Source organism: Vibrio sp. T20 (assembly GCF_007858795.1).
Classification (GTDB): Bacteria; Pseudomonadota; Gammaproteobacteria; order Enterobacterales; family Vibrionaceae; genus Vibrio; species Vibrio satsumensis.
Genome location: NZ_VFEB01000138.1, coordinates 16,877 through 38,559, shown reverse-complemented (window position 1 = coordinate 38,559; position 21,683 = coordinate 16,877). Strand labels below are relative to the sequence as shown.

Genomic DNA, 21,683 nt, shown 5'->3' with positions numbered 1-21,683 from the left:
AAACGATTAATCCCTATAGTTTTTTATAAGAATAGTTTCGCTACTGCATTCTATCGACCAAAAGGCGTGGTTTAAAAAGTGATCTCTTCCACTAAAGCGCACTTCTATCGGGTTTACTCGCTGAGCAAGCCCTATCACATTCTCTGCATAAGCGTGACAACTGGTGATTGAGTTGTCCCGTTTAGCTGGACGCTCTAACAAATGGTAGCCGATGGAAGCTGGCAAATTATCAGCGTCTTTCGTTATTAAACGCTCTAGCTCATCAAAATCACTCGGCTGATTTTCACTTGGATATAACCATCGCCCGTATGCTGGTAACCCTTTTATGGCATAGAAAAGCTCGCTCCTGCTGGTAAATGTCCTTAGCCACTCAATCTGCGTCGATAGCTGTGGTTGGTATAATGCCCCTCCGGCGAAAGCGACTGGAAGTGCCGTTTTAAGCGCGGACTTAAAATCTGAAATTCGGCTGTCGCTATGGACTCTGATAACTAAGTCTATTTCTAGGTCCGCCAATCGTTCACTACGAATGGTTGGTCGCTTAGCGTTCGAAACCGTTCGCGCTTTCGCGACTGAGTTGGGTTCGGTAAGCTTCGCTGTCGGTTGAATCTTCTCGCTTCGAACATAAAAAGAGAAACTCGAAAACTCAAACGAGGAATCACAATTAACTAGCTTATTAAACTCTCTTTGGTAATGGTGCATGAACCCCCAAATAGCCGTCAAAGAAGGAGCACCACACAGGTATGAGCTACTCATTGCGACCGCATCTTGCACTCTCATTGATGACAAATAGATATACTGCTCACACGTTACCTTATCTTCATTGCCATTTGGTTTACTGAGCTGTTCAAGTATCCATACGATTTGGGCTTTGACGACCTGCATTAGCTTAGGATGATAGGCAAACTTGGCGGCATACTTGTTATTCTGAAACGCGAGATGTAAGCAACGGTTAAACTCACTAGCTAAAGAGCCCAAATCCGATTCTGGTTGGGTCAAAAAGGCTTGAGCCAAAGTGTCATCATGTTCCAATTGCTGTTGATTAGGGTCAGCATCAACGATATCTCTTAACTCAATTAATGGAAGCATCCACAGGGCTATCTGCTTTCGCAATATCTTACTTCTAACCTTACGAGCGATCTCCCTTTGCTTCTGTGTTTTTGATGGCTCTGAACCAATTAGATGATTTAACACCTGACAGATTTTAACGTTAGTTACCTGATAGTCATCAAAGTAGTGACCACTCTTTTTGCGACTTTCAGTTAACGTCCCACCCTGCGCTAGTTTGACGTCTAGCGGGTAGTTAAGGACTTTCATATGCCCACCTAAACTGCCACACAGATTCCCGATACTTGCCGAGTTTGGCAATGACGAAGACACAAAGCTGAGCTTACTTTCTCGACTTCTCGATCTCACCTCTAACTCGCTCTGAATAGCATGACTGACCACAGGGGTCACCGAGACATAATCATCCTCCCATGGAAACCGTAGTTGCTTGCTGTAAGTACTGACACTGTCGGGAAAACTATTCTCAGGGAGCTCTTCTGCCAGTGTATTTTGTAAGCGAGTAAGTGACTTAACACCCAAACCAAACTCTTTAAGCAGATCGAGCCAAACAGGGGTTTCTTGCTGAATAAGTAAAAGAAGACTCACGGACTGTGATTGCCAACGAAAAGGATTCAATAACCACAATGTATGGCGATACACCGCAGAGTTATGCGCCCACCCCAAACGTTGTTCTAATACTGAGCTTGAGATAAACGCCTCGGTTGTAGCAAGAGGCTGTGCAATTATCCGCTGATCTTTAACTCGGCAGTCTGGAAACTTGAGATTATGAGTATGGAACCATTTGATTTCACCAAGGGACGCCTCTAGGTTCTCAGCCGCTTTTAAATGCCTTTTAGCTCGGGCAACATCCAACCAATCCAAGCATCTATCTGATTGATGGCTTGAACTGAGATTGAGCAAGATCGTTAGCGCTTCTTTTTCACACCCATCAACACAGACATCTTCCGTATAGGGCATGAACATCTTCTTTAAAGCAGACTGCTTTACTGCTTCGTCTTCAATTGTTAATAAGTCACTTAATTTCGTCATAATTACCACTCAGGTAGATACACACTTAAACCATCACTTTCAGAGCTCATTCGAGTCAACTTTGTTTCGATGACACTTCTTAAAGTAAACGCCGATTCATGACTCGCTATCTTTGTATGCATTCGCGGCCTGATCGCGGCTTTAATCTCACCAAACTCATACAGCCGATACACTTCATCCGTTGTACAAGAGAGCAATGTGGAAGCTTCTAAGGGGCTGAGCAGTACATCACCGATATTTCCTTTAGCGCTTGAAGGCACTGTTGCCACTAGCTTTGTAAAGTAAGCTAACACCTGAGTAAGTACGATATTTTGGCTCAGCTGCCGACTGGGTAACTGACGGCAACCTTTAAGCAGAGCACCAAAGGCTTCATTGAAAAATACCTTCTTCCAATCTTTGACTCGAACGAGTTCTGCCTTCTCTTTCAAAGCATCGAGGTCTTGCCACAATGACGTTGGCCAAGCGCCACAATATTCAATGAATGATTCGAAACTGAGGTCATCAATATCACCATAGCGATTTATATACCAAAGTAAAAAACCATAGCGCTCAGATAACGTCATTTCTCCCTTTAGTAATCCCAAGGGTTTTGAATCATTCCCTGACAACCATTGAGCAACTAATACCTCAGCCTCTGACGCATCTTCGACTGGCGAGTTTCGAAGTTCAAAACCACATTCACATTGGCTAATACCCTCGGTACTTTGATATTCAAGTCTCGACTTACACTCAGGACAGTGATGAATCAGTTTACAGCCATGGTGCTCACAAGCTTGGTGAGAAATAAATTGCCACTGCTGTCGAATGTAAGGAGCTTCGTCAATACACAGAGGGCATATAGGCGTGAAGCGTTTACGAAGAAAAGCATAAGGGTAGTCAGAACCGAATCTATGTACGGCTTTATATTGCGGAGAGAATTGAGCTTTTGAATGCGATAACGCTAGGCGCAGTACACCAAAGTTATTGAGCTTTAGTTGGTTCTCAAGGTGGATAAGAACCCGCACTCGCATTTGGCTTGTGGTTTGAGCGTGGTAGATATTGACTAGGTTGAGCTCTAGAGGGAAAGCACCAGCCATCGCCTCATGCTGATCCATGGTGTCGAACCAGATGTCTTCGGCGAAATGAGAAAATCGCTCGTAGCCTTGTTCATGCGATAAGCGCAACAAGAAGCTTTCGAGCGATTCGTTAGGGTAAAGTTGAATGTCCGTGTTCACATGCCACCACTAAAACTTAGAATTTCTAAGTTTTAGTATCGGAGATATTTTGTATATTGCAACCATAAACTTTAGTGATTTCCATAATGAAACATCATCAATTTTACTAGTGGTACTTTCTAGCTCAGAGATACTTATTTCTATCAAAGTGACGGTATTAGGCCAAGTAAGCTTAAAAGTTACCCATTCTTCAAATGCTGTTCGTTGTGAATCCCGTGTTGTATCACGGGGTAAAGTCGACATAGCTATAACATCTAATAATCTAACATTACTATGTAAATTGATTTATTTATCAATAAATTAGGCTGACAGATAATTCTATGTTCAATTATTCAAAAGAGATATTATCCATAAAATTTACAATGATTAAATTTATAAATTAGTTTTGTAGGAGTGTCTCTTGTTTCTTCAACTTTTAGATTTTTTGTATGTGATATGCCAAAAGCGGCTATCTTCTGCTCGCTATTTAATGACCTCTTCTTTGAGGCTAGTACTGATTACTGCCGGTGTATCTTTTGTAATCAATATTAGCCACGGGGACTTAAACATTGTCATTGACCCTTACAGCTCATCGATTGCAAGCATGCTAACGAATCTGGGTTATATGATAGGGATTCTGATGTTTTGTGTTGGCTGTTGTATCGAAATTTATGAACGCATAAAAGGCGAAGCATCAAGCTCGAAAAGAGCTAAGAGTATCGACTTGCGCTCACTGACTAATAGCCCTGCACCCAAATTATGCGATCAATTTGAAATGACAATAGATCAAGCTGGTCTACATGACGAGCTCTATTTGGAACAACAGTCGCAAGAACCAACTACTGACTGGCTGAGTCGGTCATGTGATCGTTTAGGTGATTTCAAGCTAAAGAAGCTGTCTACAATGAACACACACGAACCAATGAAACCTTTATCTTTGGGTTCACTAGCTCATATACCACAATGTTTTACCTTAGGTTTCTTGGTCGGAAATCGTAGGCTTGTAAACTATTATTGTTGGAACAGAGACAAGAGTCGCCCCCAAAAAGGTAGATGGGTGGATACACGTGATGCCAGAGATCGAGGTGTTCGCCTAAAAGACGAATTCACTCTTACTTTTAAAGATGGTCAAGAGGCAAGCGATGTTACTAAGTGGGGACTATCTATCGAGATATCATTTGGTAATGACCATGTTAATTTTATGAATGACGTCGGCTTAGATGCTGTTTCAAAGCTCGAGGTAAAAAACAAAGATGTTGGTAACTTATTTTCTGAAGTTGCCCAAGTAGAAATTGTCTCTAGTATCAGAAACTATATCAATTCAACTATTCCCTCTTTTCCTAACCTAAAAGAAATTCATTTAACTATTACGGGTCAAGCTTCGTTCATTATGAGACTTGGTGGTGAGTTCGACCAAAACCATTTTCAATTCATAAAAAAAATCCATCACTTTGAACAAAGTTCTCAAAGTTATCCTTGGTGCCTAGTACTAGACCCAGCTAGCAACTCACCTGTCCAATTTGAAGAGCAATAATCCATGAAGCATATAAAAGCGTTCAATCACTTGTTGAATGATGTCGTCAACCTGAATCAGACAAGACTAAGCAAGCTTGAAACGGCAGTTCCTACCGTCACGAAGGCAATCAAAGATTCAAGCCAATACGGTAGTATTTACAAAAAGTATTCATCCCAAGGTTCTTACGGTCACCGTACTATTATTAAACCTGTTGCTGGTCGTGAATTTGACGCAGACGTCGTAATTTTTGTTGACCAACACGATGAATGGGGACCGAAAGACTACATTCACAACATCTACCAAGTCTTTAAAAATCACCCAACATATAAAGATAAGGTCCACTATAACACTCGCTGTATTAGTCTTGACTATGCAGATGATATGCATATCGATTTAGTTCCTTGCATAGTTGAAGAGACTATAGGCTGGCTTGAGAATTTTTATACTTATTCAATTTGTAACCGTTCTACAAACGAATATGAATCTACAGATCCTGAAGCGTATAAAGCTTGGATCTCGGGTAAGAATAAGACTACTGGTAACAACAATCTTATAAAGTCCATACGACTATTTAAGTATTTACGAGATATCAAATGTACTTTTTCCTGTAAGTCGATACTTCTCACCACTCTTTTAGGTAAACAAGTGATGGATTCCTATGATTTATTTTCTGAAGATTTCAAAGACTTACCTACATCGTTTAGAACTCTAATAAACAGACTAGATCATGACTTACAACAACATTCTTGTATGCCAGATATTGAGAACCCAGTACAAAGTGGCGAGTATTTTACAAGACACTGGAACGAGACCAAATTCCAGAATTTTAGAGTATTCGTTTCAAAGTATACAGGCTGGGTCAACGAAGCTTATGAAGAAACAGATAAAAATCTCTCTATAGAAAAATGGCGTAAAGTATTTGGTGATCAATTCTTTTCAGTCAAAGCAACCCAAACCAAGAAATCAGAGTCTGTATCTCTTGAAGCTCTTAACGAACGATTTGTGTCTATACCCTCACACTATCTTCCTCACCCTTGGAAATCAGACGGTTCTGAGATTGCTTTAGATGTTGAAGTAAAATACAAACAAGATTTTTCTCAACATTTCGTGAATAAACTTAAATTCGGTTCACTGATACCCAAGAAGCATAATTTGCGTTTTGAGATCATAAATAACATAGACGAAATGTGTGAGATTTATTGGCAAGTAACTAATACCGGAGCAGAAGCTGCTGCAAAAGGTCAATTAAGGGGTGGCTTTGAATTAGGTAAACAAGTTCGAGAAGAGAGTACATCTTACAAAGGAGACCATTTCGTGGAAGCTTTTGTAGTCCATGATAATGTGCTGCTTGCTCGCTCAGAGAAAATCATAATCTCCATCAGTTAATTATCTTATTTATCTACAAAAAGCCGAACCCTCTCGATAAAGGATCGGCTTTTTTCTTCTTGATATGCCCCAAAAGGAGGACTTATTTACCCAAAAGGTATTTCTTGTTCTAATCGCAGCTACTTTATCAACAATAGTTATAGACTGTTAGTCTTCGCATTGCTTAACCTTTACTTCACAACCGATACACTACATTTGTGGTTTTCGTTTTCTAAGCTTAATCTTGGCACCATAGTTCCACTGTCAAAATCATAGACTATAACTTTAGGGTGGTGCGTGTCATATGCTTGCCCAATAAATACAGATGCAGCATTTGACGCACAAGGGAACAAATGAATAGTTTGTGCACCATATTTAGACTTTAGGTCATGAAGCAATACCTGAAGAGCCATAGTAAAGGCCTTTCCATCCTCTGGGTGCGGTATAGCCCCATTCCCCATAAATGGTTTTGTCGCTCGAATTGTAATAATTTGAGCTCCTGTCGTTTCAGAAACTAACTGAGAAGCTTCAACTAAGCTTTCTGGCTCTGCGGTTAGCGCTACGTTTATTATAAAATCATCACCACTTTCTAGATTACCAAGCCCATCTATTTCATAGAACTCACCAATAGGTTCTAATGCAGGCCATAACCAACTTCCGCTTTCTCTGAATCTGAGCATTGGAGTAACAGAATTTTTATTTCCGATTTTAGCCCCTAAACCAATAAGCGCAGAAGTTGGCCCAAAACCAAAGAGCGCAGCATTGAAACCAAAATCTTTGGTTTGTTGAATGATTTTATCAGCAGCAGTTTTAATAACTAGTGGCATCACACTCCAAAATGTTTCTGGAGAGTCAGCTAAGAGTTCTTCATTATTACTTAACACATTGATCTGCTGGTGCATCCTTTTTTTGATTACAGAAAGGCTATTGGCGATTTGAAGGTAAGAAGGGGGAGAAACAGTCTGAGAATTGACAGGCCACAAAACAGCATAAACAGGGATTGGTTGATTCTTTAAACCATCAAGTAAATTATTAGCAACTGTAATAAACTCTGAACGCATTGTAGACAACACCGAAGCAGGGTAATCACTTGCGGCAACTTTATCTATGAGTCTGTGATGTTTATCGCACAATAGCAATACATTATTCGGATTATTTGACAGCTCTTTTGACAACATCGCAATACCTCGAGCTCCTTGCTCTGACGATGCAACATTGTGAGCCAAATATGCATAGTTGCCTGTAATACCAGAAACCTCATCGTAATCAAGCTTTTCCCCACATCCGGCAAACATACAACGTCCGAAACTATCCCGCCAAACGGTTTCTTTGGTAGCTTTTGTAAAGTCTGGACCACGACCTATTTCTTTCCTTTCGCTTTCAAAGCGGGCGAACAATGACTCTACTTTATCCAGAGCTAACTCGACTCCCTGAGCATTTGCCTTCAACCAAATGCTTTTAATGCTTTCCAAATGCAAAAGATCATCATTAGTAATTGTGTAGCCTTGAATGCATCTGTAAGTGATATTTCTTTGTTCACTCGACAGGTTCTTTATGCAAAGTGCCGTAAGTTTTGGTTCCAAACAAAGACGCAATGTGGCAGTTAATTCCTCCCCAAGCATCAGTAAAATAATAATATTTCGATTGCCTTCATCAGTTAAAACCCCAACTTGCTCCCAAGTAACCAACTTTCGTAGATTGTCGACAAAGCTATGGAAGGTATCCTCCGAATCTAATGGAGAGCTAGCTGCTTGGTTACAGAACTGTTCTGCTTTATTACCCATCAATTTTCCTCGTTGCTACTTCTAAATCGCCGTTAATTTTGATGTAAAGATTCACCTGCTTATTGCCCACGATAACAAAGACTAGTTGCCGATCGGGGTTTCGTAACGTACATTGTTCCCAGTCATTTAAATCGATGCTTGAGGGCTCTGGTGCATTTTGAGGATGTGTGTGCCAAGTACCGATATAACCGAGTTCACCACTAGATTGTTCGAATGCTTTATCTATTATTTGTTGGTGAGTTGTATCCTTCATTACAAAGAATGATCGCTGACTGATGTCTTTTTTCTGTGGTGTTGTGCACCTATCAATCCAAATACTTCTTTCACCTTCAACCCGTGAGCCAATCAAAACCCCAAAATGCTCAGTATCTTTAGGATTCATTTGACGATGTTCCAGCCAACATTCATAGACCTGCTTGTTGACTCTCAATTCAATAGTTGAACCCCAAAATAGTATATCTTCATCAGTTACAGACATCACAATCCTCATGAACCAGAGGCTTAATCTCTAATGAGCTATTAAACTGATAAAACCTGTTTGTAAGTGTTATTCCATGAGCTTTGGAATGATGATCAGTACCTTTCCAGCTAACTTTTGAACTGGTTTCAATCTGCCCCTCAAGAAATTTAATAGCCAAGTCACTCGCAATTAAGGCCGTTTGTGCAGAGCATATAGCGCCATAAGAAATAAATTGTTCACCGCAGCCTGACATGTTGATGGTGATATTTTGATTTGGTTCGATAAAATTAAGATTTGAACTAAGTCCTCTAGTCAAAGTATCAGGACAAACATAAGCACACAGTAAACAACCTGTACTTTCCGGTATGTCTAATGTCGCATGTCCACCGACCCCAAAACCTTCAAGCCAAGTATTAATTACTGGAACTTTTATGCCTGTTTCTAACAAATACTCTTTAAAAAGCCGCTCATGGGTCGGGCTGCCGATAGCTATAACAATCAAGTCATAAGAGTTAAGCAATTGAGCGTTTCTAAGGTCCAGTAATCTCTTGATTGAGTGAGTTGCCTTCGACCATAAAAACTGGCGAGCTAGGTGAAAACTGAGACCTGTAGACTTGTGTAGACTTAAATACTCCTCAGGTAAAATATGCCGATATAAGTTATCTATCTGATAAATGTCATCATCATAAATATCCAAATTTTGAACACCAGCAGCAGATAGTTTATGAGCGATTTCGCTACCAACAGAACCAGCTCCAACCAAGGCAACTCGGCTTGTTTCTAAATCCAAACTAGCGCCACCTCTTGGCAACACTGCTTCTCTATTAAACAGCCTTATAGGTACAGCTTTAACCTTCCAGTGCTCTAGTTGTTCCTCTGTTAACGGTAATGAATGCTTGCGTTTTGTTTTGCTTTTGAAAGACAAGCAAAACCAACTCCTTCCTGACGGAACATTAGCATTGAAGATAACCCAGTACTCATGAGTCTTCCAACGACCATAGTTATCCCTCACTTTTTCCAAAACATCAGTTCTTTGTTTGGATAAAGTCTCTAAGTACCAAGCTGCTAAATGTTCTTTTTTGAGTGGCGCAGGATCGATTTGCGTTAAGGGTAGGATAATGGCTTTACCTGCTAAACTTCGTGCGGAACTGTCCTGCCAGTAAACCTTAGCTACGGCTGCTAGATCAGTATCTCTGGATTGCGCCAAATAGTAAGACCTAACACCAAAGGCTTGTTTGTTTACTGGTTTATAAACATCGATCTCTTCTAACTTGCCATTATCATTAGTTAAAAGCACAGGTCTATCATCAAAATCACAAACATTTAACCAGCAAGACTTAAATTCTCGTAAGAGCTCTTTTCTGTTCCAATCGTGCTCTGTCATCGCTCTTTTCAAGATGGCGATATGGCGATTCAGAGACTCCTCAATAGCCAGCAATGGCATGTTAAAATTAACTGAAACAGAATCTCTATCATTAACACAGATGCTGCCAAACTCGGTTCCATGAATATTAATGTTAAGAACATGCGCCAAATGACCTACGTCACTTGGTTTCATGAGTAAAAATGTAGGTAAATGAGTGATCTCTGATGTTGGAAAGTGTATCAACTCTATTTGTTTATGTTCAATTTCAAGTTCGACGGAAATAACATCAATTTTGTCAAAATTGATCACCTTGCAATCAAAACCTTTACTGTTTAAATAGTCAGCAACTTTTTCAACCGAAATCATCAAGCCCCCTGTGACGTACCTGCTGCTCCAGATGTTGCATATGTAGCTTTTTTAAGGTTGGACGAACTACTTGGAACTTCAAAATCATCACCAAAGATTTTGTTTAAAATCTCGCACTGCTTGACCAAGTCTGTTTCATCAATCGCTTTGTCTAGATTATCTCTCAGTGATTTCAGCTTGTTATAAAACTGAGTACCTGTATTTTTACTGCTTCCATCAAAAATATCTCTCCAAGGGGACTTAGGTAAAAATGCTTTTACTTTATATTCTTCGTTACCTTGATAGCCAAAGTAGGTCCCTCTAATAATAGCGTCAACCGTGTCTCGCAACGCAATCAGGTCATTAGCTTTGCCACTATCATCAAAGCTTGGGGTGAATTGCTCTTTTGCCATCACCGTTAAACCTATAGAAAAAATCTTCTTAGCAACCGCCGAGCTGAATTTATTATCTCTCCAGCGTTTAAGGTATCTAACGAGACGCTTATATTGCTCAAGTTTTTTGCTTGCCGAACCATAGTAGTCTGAGGAGTCGTTGATCCAATCTTTAAGACCTTTAGGATCTGAACCTGACCATTCCCTGTTTTCTTCACTAGAGTTTTTCTTACCGATGGCTAGCTCATACGCATCATTCGCCTTCCGGTAGATAGGGATGTCGATATGTAGATTTTTGCTTGTATAATCAGCAGTTACACATGGCTTTTTAATCTTGGCATTTTTAAAGCCTCTGTCTTCTAATACCTTTAGTACTATTTTTTTCACTTCAACTGGATCACTTGGTGAGTCATCAAACGCTATAACTACCGCTCTATCAATATCGAAGTCTTCCTTAGGATTCTTAACCCCAGTGGCTGTTGACATGGAGCCTTGAAGAAAATTTTCAATGACTGGATAACCTTCGTCTTTTAATGCACTTTTAACGTCCTTTAAAATACTGTCATCCTTTTCTCTAGCGTCCTTGTACGCACTATCCTCACGGCTTATCTTAATCTGGTCGTGAAATTTTAAAAATTTGGCTTGAATGCTCATTGAGCCTCCTCAATATGAAGACGTTCCTAAAAATCCCTAACATTGCTTACCACTATTACCAAAACAACGAACACCACTACATATGGAACTTGTGATTAGCAAAAACACAATATAGTGTTCAAGTCACACACAAGCAAGCAATATCCCTTTGTTATTTATGGATAAAACTCAAGCCAAAAAATATGTAAGCAATCACTCACTGTTCAAAACAACAAATTCAAGGGGTTGAATATATACCTAGGGTCTCCCATTGTAAGAAACAAAGTCACGATTCACCGAGTTGCTCACTTCAGAAAAGAAAAATAGAAGCAAAGTACCAGTACCATCAGCAACAACATCAATGAAGCAACTGCCGCCTCACACTTAAAAAAGAGTGGCATCAAAATGAATTTCGCAGTGAGCAGGTAAAGAGTTATTTTGTATCGGATTTAACAATGTATTTTATGACTCTTGTAGTCATCGCTATATCGCGAATGCACTCGTATTTGGACAAGAAATCAGTCAACTCAAAAACGCCGATAACACCCTTTCCTTGAAGCTTCCAAAATAAAGCTCTCTATGGAGCCAAGGAGATGATTCTAAAACTGGGCTCAACCTATCTCTCCAAACGATCAAATTGTTCGTATCGGTAAAAGTCAAACTGCCCACCTCATTGTTCTGACATTCCGGGTTTGAAGTAGAGTTCTCGTAAACTTCAAAGTTCATATTGGGCTTAATTAACATGCAAGCTTCTGGAATATCCTGCTCAATTCTTTCAGCAAACCCAATCAAACTTTCTTCGGCAAAGGTATACAACCACGCTTCTTGATTGGGTGAGTCACTGATTCTTAAAATTCGCCCGAGCACTTGCCTAAAGTAAAGCTCCGTTTTTACCGAACTCATATGACAGCAAACCTGCAGCCTTGGAATATCCGTTCCTTCACTTATCATCCCAACACTGACTATCCACTGAACCTTTGAGTGACGAAAAGACTCAATTTCATGTAACGGATTATCGTGATGATAAGTCACGATGCATGCTGATTGATTAAAGTGCTCAACAAGTCGCTTTTGAATATCTTTAGCGTGCTTAATAGAAGATGCAACCACCAAGCCTCCAGCACTTGGGGACTCTTGCCTTATCTGCGCTAGCCTTTGGCAACCACTATTCAATATGTAATTCATAGCGTCTTCGTTGTGGATGACGCTTTGATAAGAGACATCGGATTGTTTAAGGCAATCAAGAATAGAGGCGAAGTGTTGATTGTCACTGCCAGCCTTAACACTCAGATGTTCATTATCGATTAAAACGATTTTAGGGCGGCGGCATACCTTATCTTCAACAGCCTGTTGCAAGCCGTATTGGTAATCGCAAACAACCTTGCCATCAGGATCAGAATACTCGGCCATGACAATCGGTAGCCGATCAGAACGCCAAGGAGTACCCGATAGCGCCAGAGTATAACGAGCAAAGCCTTGGATCTTCGAGACAATTTCTAGCCCCCATGAATTTGACCGCCCCTCATCATCAAACGAACAATGGTGGATCTCATCAAATACGACTAAGACTCGATATTTACTGACGGTGTTCCAGAAGTTTTCATCTAAAAAATGGATGGATTGATAGGTGTAAGAGCCCCCAAGAGAACCCAAGCCTCCATTAAAGGAACATTCCAATTTCCATGAAAAGGTCTTTTGCATCCCCTCAGCAACAGTCAGGGAGGGAGAGAAACACAGCACTAGATCAATCATGCCTTGTTCAAATAACCGACTCGCGACCTCGGCGGCCATAACGGTTTTACCCGCTCCAGGGGTCGCTTGGCAGAAAAAATGTGAATGATTGTTTGAAGTAAATTTCTCGATAGCTTGAGCTGCACACTCGGCTTGCCATGCTCTTAACATTGAGGAGCCTTGCTTTGCGCAACTTGCATCCAGTTGGTTAGTGCATTAATTCTGCCTAATAGCTTGGCTGAGCGTTCTCTTGCCGCATTAAATAGCGGCTGCATATCTTGCTTGTTGTTTGGGAAACGCGTTAACAACGATTGGTATTCCTCAATCTCGCCTAGAGTAATCGCCAACTCGCCTTCATGCTGCTTCTTCTCTTGCTCTAGTGCATTTAGAGAGCACTCTGAAGTTTGAACAGCTATTGAATCGACCTTAGCTTGCCTATTTCTAGCTACTCTAGGCTCAATTGTGAGCGCTTTGAATTCGTTAGTTTTATGGTAGCGTTTGTCTCTACGAGCCCCAATGACAGAAAGCCAGCCTTTCTCCTCAAATGATAGAAGTTGCTTATAAACATACTTCCGCGCATCGTCCTTGCTCGGGAAGGCTGAAGCACTGTTTAGCAAAGCATCCCTAGCTTCTGTGACGGAGAAATTGTCCATCCCTTTTTCAATCAATAGGTTAAACATGTGAGGGTTAATTCTGGTTACTTTCTTCATGTGACTCTTACAGGTAATAAAAAACTTAGGATTGCTAAGTATACAAAAATCAGTAAAACTTAGACAATCTAAGTTATCTAAAGGTTGAAAAGAAATGTGTAAGTGCAAAAAGACAACCCAATCCCAGCGAGGCTCAAAGCTGCGCGTAAAAAAGCCAAGATCACCCAAAAAGATTTAGGGGTGAAAATTGGTATGGAGCAGAGTTCTGCTAGCGGTCGTATGAATCATTACGAGAAAGGCAGGCATGTACCCGATATTGGTACGCTTGAACGTATGGCTGAAGAGTTAGATGTGCCGCTAAACTACTTTTTCTGTAGGAGCGAATTGAGCGCTGAGTTAGCATGTGCCATTGATAAGATGAGTGATGAAGAGAAGACGGTGTTGTTGGATAACCTAAAGAGCGAGAAGTAATACTTAAGCTTTAAGTCCATTTTTGCTCAATAACATACTCAATGGAATTGCATCCGTAAATCGCGGAGCAAGTATCTTATCTTCTACGGCAATGGCATTCAGGTTGTAAGACGATCCAGAGTCAATTTGATGAAGACGAAGCTCCTCGATAGAACAATTAAAAGGGTTGTCCAAGTAGGGGAACTTAAATGAAAAGGTACGTGACAATATCTCTTTGTCTATCGTATCAACGTTCTCACTGAAACTCATAAGTAGTGCGTCTTTCAAGAAGTGCTTTAACGCTCGGCACTCCCCTCTACACATAATAAACAAAGGATATAACACTTCATTTTTTGTAAGCACCGGCGGTTCATCAAAGCCCATTCTCGCACTCAAACCAGCGACAAATTTAGCAAAGTGCTTTTTTTGCTCCAAGTCAAAACTATAAGATGCCGTTCCACTCGAATGGCTGTTAGCTTTCAACAGCTTGAAATAGTTAATCTTTCGTCTCCAACTTAATCGTGAGTTCCATTGCGGCTCTGTCGCTATCACATCAGCATAAGGCATACCAACCAACACAAACGAGACTTTTGCTTCTTCACTTATGTATTTGAACGTATTAGCAATAGCCTGCCTTTCTTCTGCTGTAGAAAACTCCACAAGCTCTTGAATTTCATTGACGATAATCAGCTCAACAGATTTACGTTTAAGTTGCTTTACGACAGCCTCACCAAGAGCAATTTCATTACGTCGTCGGGTACCTCTTCCACCTGACTTTCCATCTAAATCGACTAAAAACTGCGTAAGCGTGTTCTGTTCATTTATGCGGCTTGGAACTCTGGTGCTAAGAACAGGTTGTTTACTCCAAGTTGAACTCGGCGGAAAGCGTGATATATAGTTGTTAATCAAAGCCGTCTTTCCACTTCCGGCCTCACCAGTTAACAAGAAAGACTCCGGTTCACCTCCAAGGGAGTGATTAAAACGAAGCTGATCGAAAATGGAGTAGATTTCAGTTATAGCTGGATACTCGATAAAGCTGGTTTCAAAGAATTTTAGTTGCTTAAACTGTCTAGATGTTAAGTTCAAATCAATACCCCTCAATATCTTCAAAATCATCATCAGCTACTTGTTCTGAAACATCGAACACGACCGCAGCTTCTTTTTTGGCCGGAGCCGTACTGATTGAGCTTGGCCCCTCTGAGCCCACATCATTAAATTTTGCTAATTTCGAAGTGTTACCCGTTTTAGGCAAGCTACCCTTATTACTTTTGGCACTGCGGAACCTATCGGTTTCTTCCTGAATACGCTTCTTCATATACAGAAATGTATCCGCAAGCGCCTCATCATCAGCAAGCTGCTTAGTGTTAAGCCTGCGTACTTTTTGTATGCGCTCATGTTCAAAAAGGGACAGTCCTTTTGTATATCCACAGTTGTCTACCGCTGGAACTTTTATGTACCTCTTTTCCGATTCTAGGTAAACATGGATGTAGCTGATATCAGAGGGGTCTGTTTTGGTCCTAACAAAAAGCTTTTTACCATTGTTAGATGCCCAATATTTACGGTATTCAATAAGTTCGGAGGACTGATAACGTAAGTTATGTAGTCTAATCCCTACCACTCCAATAGTTCGGTGTCTAAGCAAACCTAGCTCAACTCTCAACTGCTCCTTCTCAGCACCAACGTAGTAGGAGGGAGTCCATTCCGATTGGTTCCACTTGTGGTATGGAATATCACGTTCTCTTGAATCTGGTGCCATGTGGTAATAATCGACAATCCATTTATGAAGTAATTCAAGAAATACAGAAACTCTAACCACCGCATCCTTCTTTGGGTTGTAATCTTGTAGTTGAGTAGGGTTGGTGAATGTTTTTCCAGGTAGTGAATTCACTAACCCTTTATTCATCTGATCAAACAGCTTTTCGATCCCTGACTTTCGCCAAGGTTTAGCTGCTTGACTGTATTGGATATCAGACACTAGAGGCCGTAACGAATCTTCTAAGCTTTGGCTCCAAAACTCGGCACCATTGTCGACAACTAAACAGTCAATCTTACCGTGGCAAGGCCATTCATTATCAATAGATGGATATCTTTGCTTTACCCAACTCTTATCTAGCAGCGAGTTCAATAACGCCTTCCTCACAGAATCAAAACTAGGCTCTCTAAAGTTGATACTGCACCCAACGATACATTTACTGAAGCGATCATAAAGCATCGTCAGGTAGGGTCGCCCCAAAGGAATATCTAACTCATCATCAATCAGAATAACTGGAACTGGGGTATGGTCAATTTCGACATATTCCATTGGTTTTGTCGCAGCTACTTGTTGGCCAACTGCTCGAAACTTTCGATTTGCAAATCGTTTACCAAACCTTGCAATCGCGACTTCATAAGGAGGTAGAGCATGTATTCGATTATAAAAAGAGCGTTCGGCAATTGGCTTAATTTTCCCTTCGACAATCTCTCGATTTATTTGAATCACTCGACTCTTATAATATCGGTATGCTTCTGCGACACTTAGCCGTTCGCGAGTCAGGTATACGTTCTTAATCGCCTCATTAATCAAGGCTTGTGAATCCATTTCTCCTCGGCTGTTGCCCTTATACGTATGCTTGGGTATGAGTGCCCATGGCTCTCTACCTGCTTCAAAGTAGGATTTTTTCCAAGTTGCTAAAGTTCTCCAACTCGGGGGAGTGAGCTGTAATTCTGATTCCACGAGACTTAAGAGAGGGTTCAAGTTTTTTTCGGTCCATCCGCCTTTTAAACGCTTCTCTACGAACGCGATGATTTTGATACGACGAATAACTTCTTGCTGTACCTTCGGTGATTGAGAGTCAATAGTCGAAGAAATTTCAATAGGTTCTTGAATTAGCTCTATTGGAAGTTGCTGAGGCTCTCCTTCTGAAGCTTCAAATTCATCAAAGAACCCAAAAATGTTATTAGAGTCCGATGGCATGGTTAACACCAAACGTAAGTTTCGAGACCAAACCCAATACCGTTTAGGTCTGTTTTAACTTGCCCCGAAGAGATCCAAGGTAGAGTAGAAATAAGTGTGTCCTGCTCCGATAAACCGAAATACAAAGACACCTCTTGTAACTTCACCATTTGTTTCCGTTGAATAAACGCCAACACTAACTTTTGAAACTCAGTCACTGTCCGCAATCCGGAGTAACGGTGTAGTAGCTTGAAGTTATCTAAAGTTGGTCCCATTCTAATTTGCTTCTCAGTAACTAAAACCAAGCGTCTGTTAAACTCATTCAACGCAACTCTTTGTTTCTCTTCAAATCTATTCCTGAAATCAGGTTTGAGAATCTGACTAGAGTGTTTTACTTCGAAGAGGGTTGACTGCTCGTTGTGATCCGCTACTAAAAAGTCTGGGGTATATCGGCACTTACGATTATTGAATTGATAGTGGAAGCCAAAAGGTTGAGAGGTAAAACTTTTAACATTTGCGTTATATTCGAGGTGAAAACAGAAATCGAACTCCAAAATAGAGAGAGTGCGAACAACCGCATCATTCTTCAAGCTCATGAACTTACAGATGTTGTGTACGTGAGATGATTTCTTGGTTTGGTCGAACATAGCAAAATCACTTTTGTTGTAAACCTACAACAAAAAAATAGACTATGAAGACTTATGGTGCAAATATGAAGAAAGCCTGCAATTTATGCGAACATATATTGCAGGCTTCAAAAGGGTGGAAGCCCCAGCCACATCCCGGCACACACGTCGCCTGCTGCGGCTGCTCCCTTCCAGGCCTGACCGAGTTCACAAGTTAGTGTTGCGGGAGGACCAGAGCCTCCATAGATTCTTTTTCTAAGAGGCTTGCCTCAAAGAGTGATTGGATTATTAAGCATCGCAGCAACCATTGCAAGCACAAAGCGACTCTTTTTAAACAAATGTGGTTCAAGTGATTACCCTTTACCCAACACACCGTAAAACTGTCGGATAAAGCATCACCTTTGTCTTTGTTTCATAACGCATTCATTCAAGTCACATGTGCTCGCTTGTATCACTACGAGCCGAATATCATTCACTTCAGCTAGAGGTCGGTGTCTTCGTTCTCTTCCGTGCGGATGATGTAGTCTGTCATCCATGCGGTGCCCAACAAACATAACCACACCACAAAGACTGGGCTTGGTACCTCTATGCTGGGTGTAATCACTAGTGCGGCAAAGCCAACTGTCGGCAATGTCCAACACAGTAACTTATTCCAACGGAAGGTCTTCAAGCGAGTGAGTGTTTCCATCGATGCCATGATGCCTGTAACACACAAGGCAACCAAAGCCGCGTAAGGTAAATCGGCCATCCATAATGGAAGAATCAAGCCTAATGACCACCAGCTGTGCCGGCTGGCTGGCTTAAGGTGATTCGCCGCCCACCAAATCATGATGATCGACAAGGTTTGCAGTGTGGTAACCCAAGGTGCGCCATCAAGCTTACCTGCGGATTGGGTCACCATAATCCCGACTTGTAGAGTCGCGACAATTAACCCCGAAATAATAACAACCGACAAGCTACTGCGTTTTGAAAAGACCACCATCAACAATGGGAATAGCACCCACGCACTAACAGAGAGCGTGATGGGCTGTAGGGGCAGCGTTAAGCCGTAAGTCGTCATGGAAACCAGCAGAATTAATCCTGCAATGCCGCCCTGCGGTAATATCCATAATGCAGGGATGACCATTGCAAGCACTGGGATATCTCCCTCACTTAAACTGATTGCTCTCGCACAAACAACGGCTAATAATGTGGTTATCAAGAACTGAAACGTTGAAAATACCATAGCCCTCTCCTTCTACCGATCCGTGGTACCATACTAATCGTAGTAATTAACTGGTCCCCCTAGCTTGTTAAAAAGCTCGATAACCTCGTTAGATTTTTTGATTGTAGAATAACTACTTATCGAAAAATCTGTCTTGTTCTCAAGCTTTTTCCCTGCGCTATTTTTGAACACTTACTTACTGTGATTGGTATTTATGAACTAGGAACATTTAGTATGGACCAATTTTTGCCCCAAATCTTTGCAGTGATTCACCAAATTCCATATGGAAAAGTAACAACTTATGGAGACATAGCACGTTTTTCAGGTTTTCCGGGGTATGCACGACATGTCGGTAAAGCATTAGGTAACTTACCAGAAGGTAGCAAACTGCCTTGGTATCGAGTGATCAACAGTAAGGGCGAGATATCTTTGAAAGGTGATTCGTTTGACCGCCAGAAGAAGTATCTGGTCGAAGAAGGGATTGAAGTGAGTGATGCAGGAAAGGTTAAACTCAGAATATACAAATGGCAGCCCTAGAGCTGCCACTAATCACCTAGTTAGCGAGTAGACGAATTAGCTAATCAACTTACTAACTAACTAACCAAGATGCCTTAATATTGGCATCCATTTCTAATTAACGAACACCAACCAAGCGTAGATCTGCTTGTTGCGTGTTTTCTACATCGGTAATCACTGACTTAATTGTGTCAGTTGTGAAACGCAGTTTGCCGTCAACATGAATCGTTGCGCGCATGTTGTAGCGGTGGTTCGGTTGAATCTTGTTGTTGTCGTAGCTCAACTCGAATGCGAACGGTACTTGCTTACCGTCAGTAGTGAATTCTTGAGTCGCGATAACGGTCGATGGTGCGTCAGCCAGTGAAATATCTTCTAGCGTTACGGTAACCACTGCATTCTCGGGCAATGCAATTCTTTCGCGATAGCTTACTGTTCCTGAAATCACTTGAGCGTTCTCTGCAACCACTTCTTGAGAAGCGTTTGTTTCTGATGTTGCTTGGCAACCCACAAGTAGGCCAAACGATACTAAAGACGTAATAAGAATTAGAGCCTTTTTCATATTCAATTTCTCTCAACATGTTTGCCGGACTCGGCAAATCTACTCAGCAATTATAAGAGAGCTTTCATATTCTGTCTCGAAACCCTATGATTTATTGACAGATATCTGACTAAGCTAAATGATTAACACCATAATCTGACACCTATTTTACCAAGAGGCATGCTGGCGATGAGTCAACCTTTAAAAGAATTACTCAATTTACTTCAGCTAGAGAAACTAGAAGAAGGTCTGTTCCGCGGGCAAAGTGAGAACCTAGGTCTGCCACAGGTATACGGCGGTCAAGTATTAGGGCAAGCGCTTTCTGCTGCTCGTTACACTGTTCAAGACGACCGCAGTGTGCACTCGTTCCACAGTTACTTTCTATTTCCCGGCGACCCTGAAAAACCCATTATTTACGATGTTGAGAACCTAAGAGATGGACGCAGCTTCAGCACGCGCCGTGTTAAAGCGATTCAAAATGGTCGCCCTATTTTCTATCTCACGGCTTCTTATCATGGCGATGCGCCAGGCTTTGAACACCAAATTGCTATGCCAGATATTCCTGGACCAGAGAACTTTGCATCTGAAACTGAATTAGCGAGCCACATTGCGGAATTCTTACCAGAGAAACTACGCAAAACCTTCTGTGGCGAAAAGCCGATTGAGATGCGCCCTGTTACGGTCGTGAATCCACTCAATCCTAAAAAGACGGAAGCGAAACAATATCTTTGGGTAAGAGCAAATGGCGCGATGCCAGACAATCAATTGATTCATCAATACCTGCTTGCTTACGCATCCGATTGGGGGTTCTTGGTTACGGCACTTCACCCTCACGAAGTCTCTATCATGACACCAAACTTCCAAGTGGCGACGATTGACCACTCCATCTGGTTCCACCGCCCATTCAAGATGGATGAATGGCTGCTTTACGCGATTGAAAGTCCAACGGCAGCTAACACTCGTGGCCTAGTGCGCGGCGAGATCTTTAACCAAAAAGGTGAGCTAGTAGCGACGGCAGTACAAGAAGGTGTGATGCGTTTTACTAAGTGACGAATAATTACTTCTAAATTGAATAAACAAGCCACATCAAAATAGAAAGAGGCTAGGTGTCACACCTAGCCTCTTTCTATTAAATATGACAACTCACCAAACTAGAAAACCAAGCCCTAACTCCCCTATTCTGCGGGTTCAAACTCGCCTTGTACGCGAGTTTTTATACCATCCCCCGCATCTCGCAATAAGTTAAATGGTGATAACACTACGCCTTTCACCGCCCCTTCTGCGGCTCCCTGAGCGAGCTCTTTACTCTTATCAGCTAACAAATTAGCTTGTGCCAAAATACCCGGAACTTCCGCTCGTAGCATTTCAGATTCAGTGACAATGACAGGAATAGTCTGTTCACGGTAAGACTTACTTTCCGCAAGCATTGGTGGCATTACGTCGACGCGATATCGTTTTAACTCAGTTAATGTTGGTGGAATAACATCAGTTCTTACCTGCTCAACTTCCGTTCGAACATTTTTAACTTCATCTAATATCGCAGGGATTTTGTTGTCGACCGACGCTACGGTTTGATTCACGTCATCGATGGTCTTTCTCACCTCTTCGACAGTATCTAAAACTCGAGGGGCTAGCTCGTCGACATGAGATGCAAACTCTAGCCACTCTTCAACTTTAAGACCTTTAGTCAATACCGATAAATCCTCAATAGCCTGCGGATAGGTATCGACAATATCACCGACTTTATTGGTGAATGAGTAAATGGTGTAGCCAAGGTAAAAAATGGCGATCGCCAATACTAGTTGGATAGCGGTAGATACTTTTGCAAACATGAATAATCCTTTTCTTTATCGCAGGGGCGATATCTAAACTGACATGATAGTTAATG

The 21,683-nt window shown here is 41.4% G+C and carries 19 protein-coding genes and 1 other RNA gene; 5 read left to right on the top strand and 15 right to left on the bottom strand.

The window, feature by feature from the left end:
* Positions 1 to 6: 6 nt before the first annotated feature.
* Both FTW16_RS15655 and FTW16_RS15650 read right to left on the bottom strand, forming a co-directional pair.
* Positions 7 to 2,094, bottom strand: a complete 2,088-nt coding sequence (locus FTW16_RS15655; RefSeq protein WP_146491744.1) for a type I-F CRISPR-associated protein Csy2 — start codon at positions 2,092 to 2,094, stop codon at positions 7 to 9.
* 2 nt (positions 2,095 to 2,096) lie between these two features.
* Positions 2,097 to 3,308 carry a TniQ family protein gene (locus FTW16_RS15650; protein WP_146491743.1) on the bottom strand — a complete coding sequence of 404 codons (1,212 nt, stop codon included), beginning with the start codon at positions 3,306 to 3,308 and terminating at the stop codon, positions 2,097 to 2,099.
* A 400-nt stretch (positions 3,309 to 3,708) separates the two neighbouring features.
* Here FTW16_RS15650 and FTW16_RS15645 point away from each other — a divergent pair, with 400 nt between their 5' ends.
* Together FTW16_RS15645 and FTW16_RS15640 are read left to right on the top strand one after the other, a co-directional pair.
* On the top strand, positions 3,709 to 4,821 hold the full coding sequence (locus tag FTW16_RS15645) for an SAVED domain-containing protein (protein ID WP_133149065.1): 1,113 nt from the start codon (positions 3,709 to 3,711) through the stop codon (positions 4,819 to 4,821).
* 3 nt (positions 4,822 to 4,824) lie between these two features.
* The gene (locus FTW16_RS15640; protein WP_050622122.1) at positions 4,825 to 6,189 is read left to right on the top strand and encodes an SMODS domain-containing nucleotidyltransferase; all 1,365 of its coding nucleotides are present in this window, start codon (positions 4,825 to 4,827) and stop codon (positions 6,187 to 6,189) included.
* A gap of 170 nt (positions 6,190 to 6,359) precedes the next feature.
* On the opposite strand, the gene FTW16_RS15635 is transcribed toward FTW16_RS15640, so the two are convergent.
* The 6 genes from FTW16_RS15635 to FTW16_RS15610 all read right to left on the bottom strand — a co-directional run bounded on the left by FTW16_RS15635 (position 6,360) and on the right by FTW16_RS15610 (position 13,589).
* The gene (locus tag FTW16_RS15635) at positions 6,360 to 7,952 is read right to left on the bottom strand and encodes an SAVED domain-containing protein (RefSeq protein WP_050622123.1); all 1,593 of its coding nucleotides are present in this window, start codon (positions 7,950 to 7,952) and stop codon (positions 6,360 to 6,362) included.
* A complete protein-coding gene (locus FTW16_RS15630; RefSeq protein ID WP_050622124.1) occupies positions 7,945 to 8,430 on the bottom strand; it encodes a Mov34/MPN/PAD-1 family protein in 486 nt (161 codons plus the stop codon). Before FTW16_RS15630 ends, FTW16_RS15635 begins: the two co-directional genes overlap by 8 nt.
* Positions 8,417 to 10,144: a ThiF family adenylyltransferase gene (locus FTW16_RS15625; protein WP_102350894.1), complete on the bottom strand. Its 1,728-nt coding sequence runs from the start codon at positions 10,142 to 10,144 to the stop codon at positions 8,417 to 8,419. Before FTW16_RS15625 ends, FTW16_RS15630 begins: the two co-directional genes overlap by 14 nt.
* Positions 10,144 to 11,169: a nucleotidyltransferase gene (locus FTW16_RS15620; RefSeq protein ID WP_102327846.1), complete on the bottom strand. Its 1,026-nt coding sequence runs from the start codon at positions 11,167 to 11,169 to the stop codon at positions 10,144 to 10,146. The genes FTW16_RS15625 and FTW16_RS15620 overlap by 1 nt, the downstream gene beginning before the upstream one ends.
* A gap of 501 nt (positions 11,170 to 11,670) precedes the next feature.
* Positions 11,671 to 13,050, bottom strand: coding sequence for a DEAD/DEAH box helicase (locus FTW16_RS15615; protein WP_102350895.1), 1,380 nt, complete (start codon positions 13,048 to 13,050; stop codon positions 11,671 to 11,673).
* Positions 13,044 to 13,589, bottom strand: a complete 546-nt coding sequence (locus FTW16_RS15610; RefSeq protein WP_146491742.1) for a hypothetical protein — start codon at positions 13,587 to 13,589, stop codon at positions 13,044 to 13,046. Before FTW16_RS15610 ends, FTW16_RS15615 begins: the two co-directional genes overlap by 7 nt.
* 102 nt (positions 13,590 to 13,691) lie before the next feature.
* Here FTW16_RS15610 and FTW16_RS15605 point away from each other — a divergent pair, with 102 nt between their 5' ends.
* A complete protein-coding gene (locus FTW16_RS15605; protein ID WP_146491741.1) occupies positions 13,692 to 14,000 on the top strand; it encodes a helix-turn-helix domain-containing protein in 309 nt (102 codons plus the stop codon).
* A gap of 3 nt (positions 14,001 to 14,003) precedes the next feature.
* Here FTW16_RS15605 and FTW16_RS15600 read toward each other — a convergent pair whose 3' ends face one another.
* The 5 genes from FTW16_RS15600 to FTW16_RS15580 all read right to left on the bottom strand — a co-directional run bounded on the left by FTW16_RS15600 (position 14,004) and on the right by FTW16_RS15580 (position 18,762).
* Positions 14,004 to 15,098, bottom strand: a complete 1,095-nt coding sequence (locus FTW16_RS15600) for a TniB family NTP-binding protein (RefSeq protein WP_186728079.1) — start codon at positions 15,096 to 15,098, stop codon at positions 14,004 to 14,006.
* Positions 15,067 to 16,932, bottom strand: coding sequence for a Mu transposase C-terminal domain-containing protein (locus FTW16_RS15595; RefSeq protein ID WP_146491739.1), 1,866 nt, complete (start codon positions 16,930 to 16,932; stop codon positions 15,067 to 15,069). The genes FTW16_RS15600 and FTW16_RS15595 overlap by 32 nt, the downstream gene beginning before the upstream one ends.
* A 2-nt stretch (positions 16,933 to 16,934) precedes the next feature.
* Positions 16,935 to 17,558 carry a TnsA endonuclease N-terminal domain-containing protein gene (locus FTW16_RS15590; protein ID WP_086774870.1) on the bottom strand — a complete coding sequence of 208 codons (624 nt, stop codon included), beginning with the start codon at positions 17,556 to 17,558 and terminating at the stop codon, positions 16,935 to 16,937.
* 119 nt (positions 17,559 to 17,677) lie between these two features.
* Positions 17,678 to 17,774, bottom strand: an RNA gene (gene ffs, locus FTW16_RS15585) — signal recognition particle sRNA small type.
* Positions 17,775 to 18,018: 244 nt separating this feature from the next.
* Entirely contained in the window at positions 18,019 to 18,762 is a 744-nt protein-coding gene (locus tag FTW16_RS15580; RefSeq protein WP_146491738.1) for a hypothetical protein, read from the bottom strand.
* A gap of 213 nt (positions 18,763 to 18,975) precedes the next feature.
* Between FTW16_RS15580 and FTW16_RS15575 the strand changes: the two genes are divergently transcribed.
* Positions 18,976 to 19,278 (top strand): MGMT family protein, encoded by a 303-nt coding sequence (locus FTW16_RS15575; RefSeq protein ID WP_102464422.1) that lies wholly within the window; start codon positions 18,976 to 18,978, stop codon positions 19,276 to 19,278.
* 97 nt (positions 19,279 to 19,375) lie between these two features.
* Here FTW16_RS15575 and FTW16_RS15570 read toward each other — a convergent pair whose 3' ends face one another.
* The gene (locus FTW16_RS15570) at positions 19,376 to 19,816 is read right to left on the bottom strand and encodes a YbaY family lipoprotein (protein ID WP_146491737.1); all 441 of its coding nucleotides are present in this window, start codon (positions 19,814 to 19,816) and stop codon (positions 19,376 to 19,378) included.
* Between the two features lie 168 nt (positions 19,817 to 19,984).
* Here FTW16_RS15570 and tesB point away from each other — a divergent pair, with 168 nt between their 5' ends.
* Entirely contained in the window at positions 19,985 to 20,845 is an 861-nt protein-coding gene (gene tesB, locus FTW16_RS15565) for an acyl-CoA thioesterase II (protein ID WP_048664245.1), read from the top strand.
* Between the two features lie 125 nt (positions 20,846 to 20,970).
* Here tesB and FTW16_RS15560 read toward each other — a convergent pair whose 3' ends face one another.
* The gene (locus FTW16_RS15560; protein WP_146491736.1) at positions 20,971 to 21,627 is read right to left on the bottom strand and encodes a hypothetical protein; all 657 of its coding nucleotides are present in this window, start codon (positions 21,625 to 21,627) and stop codon (positions 20,971 to 20,973) included.
* Positions 21,628 to 21,683: the final 56 nt, after the last annotated feature.

Bases quoted from the DNA above. Each gene is read 5' to 3' on its own strand.
- FTW16_RS15655 (WP_146491744.1), bottom strand. From the start codon at position 2,094: ATGACGAAATTAAGTGACTTATTAACAATTGAAGACGAAGCAGTAAAG.
- FTW16_RS15640 (WP_050622122.1), top strand. From the start codon at position 4,825: ATGAAGCATATAAAAGCGTTCAATCACTTGTTGAATGATGTCGTCAAC.
- FTW16_RS15635 (WP_050622123.1), bottom strand. From the start codon at position 7,952: ATGGGTAATAAAGCAGAACAGTTCTGTAACCAAGCAGCTAGCTCTCCA.
- FTW16_RS15630 (WP_050622124.1), bottom strand. From the start codon at position 8,430: ATGTCTGTAACTGATGAAGATATACTATTTTGGGGTTCAACTATTGAA.
- FTW16_RS15625 (WP_102350894.1), bottom strand. From the start codon at position 10,144: ATGATTTCGGTTGAAAAAGTTGCTGACTATTTAAACAGTAAAGGTTTT.
- FTW16_RS15620 (WP_102327846.1), bottom strand. From the start codon at position 11,169: ATGAGCATTCAAGCCAAATTTTTAAAATTTCACGACCAGATTAAGATA.
- FTW16_RS15615 (WP_102350895.1), bottom strand. From the start codon at position 13,050: ATGTTAAGAGCATGGCAAGCCGAGTGTGCAGCTCAAGCTATCGAGAAA.
- FTW16_RS15610 (WP_146491742.1), bottom strand. From the start codon at position 13,589: ATGAAGAAAGTAACCAGAATTAACCCTCACATGTTTAACCTATTGATT.
- FTW16_RS15600 (WP_186728079.1), bottom strand. From the start codon at position 15,098: ATGATGATTTTGAAGATATTGAGGGGTATTGATTTGAACTTAACATCT.
- FTW16_RS15595 (WP_146491739.1), bottom strand. From the start codon at position 16,932: ATGCCATCGGACTCTAATAACATTTTTGGGTTCTTTGATGAATTTGAA.
- FTW16_RS15590 (WP_086774870.1), bottom strand. From the start codon at position 17,558: ATGTTCGACCAAACCAAGAAATCATCTCACGTACACAACATCTGTAAG.
- FTW16_RS15580 (WP_146491738.1), bottom strand. From the start codon at position 18,762: ATGGTATTTTCAACGTTTCAGTTCTTGATAACCACATTATTAGCCGTT.
- FTW16_RS15575 (WP_102464422.1), top strand. From the start codon at position 18,976: ATGGACCAATTTTTGCCCCAAATCTTTGCAGTGATTCACCAAATTCCA.
- FTW16_RS15570 (WP_146491737.1), bottom strand. From the start codon at position 19,816: ATGAAAAAGGCTCTAATTCTTATTACGTCTTTAGTATCGTTTGGCCTA.
- tesB (WP_048664245.1), top strand. From the start codon at position 19,985: ATGAGTCAACCTTTAAAAGAATTACTCAATTTACTTCAGCTAGAGAAA.
- FTW16_RS15560 (WP_146491736.1), bottom strand. From the start codon at position 21,627: ATGTTTGCAAAAGTATCTACCGCTATCCAACTAGTATTGGCGATCGCC.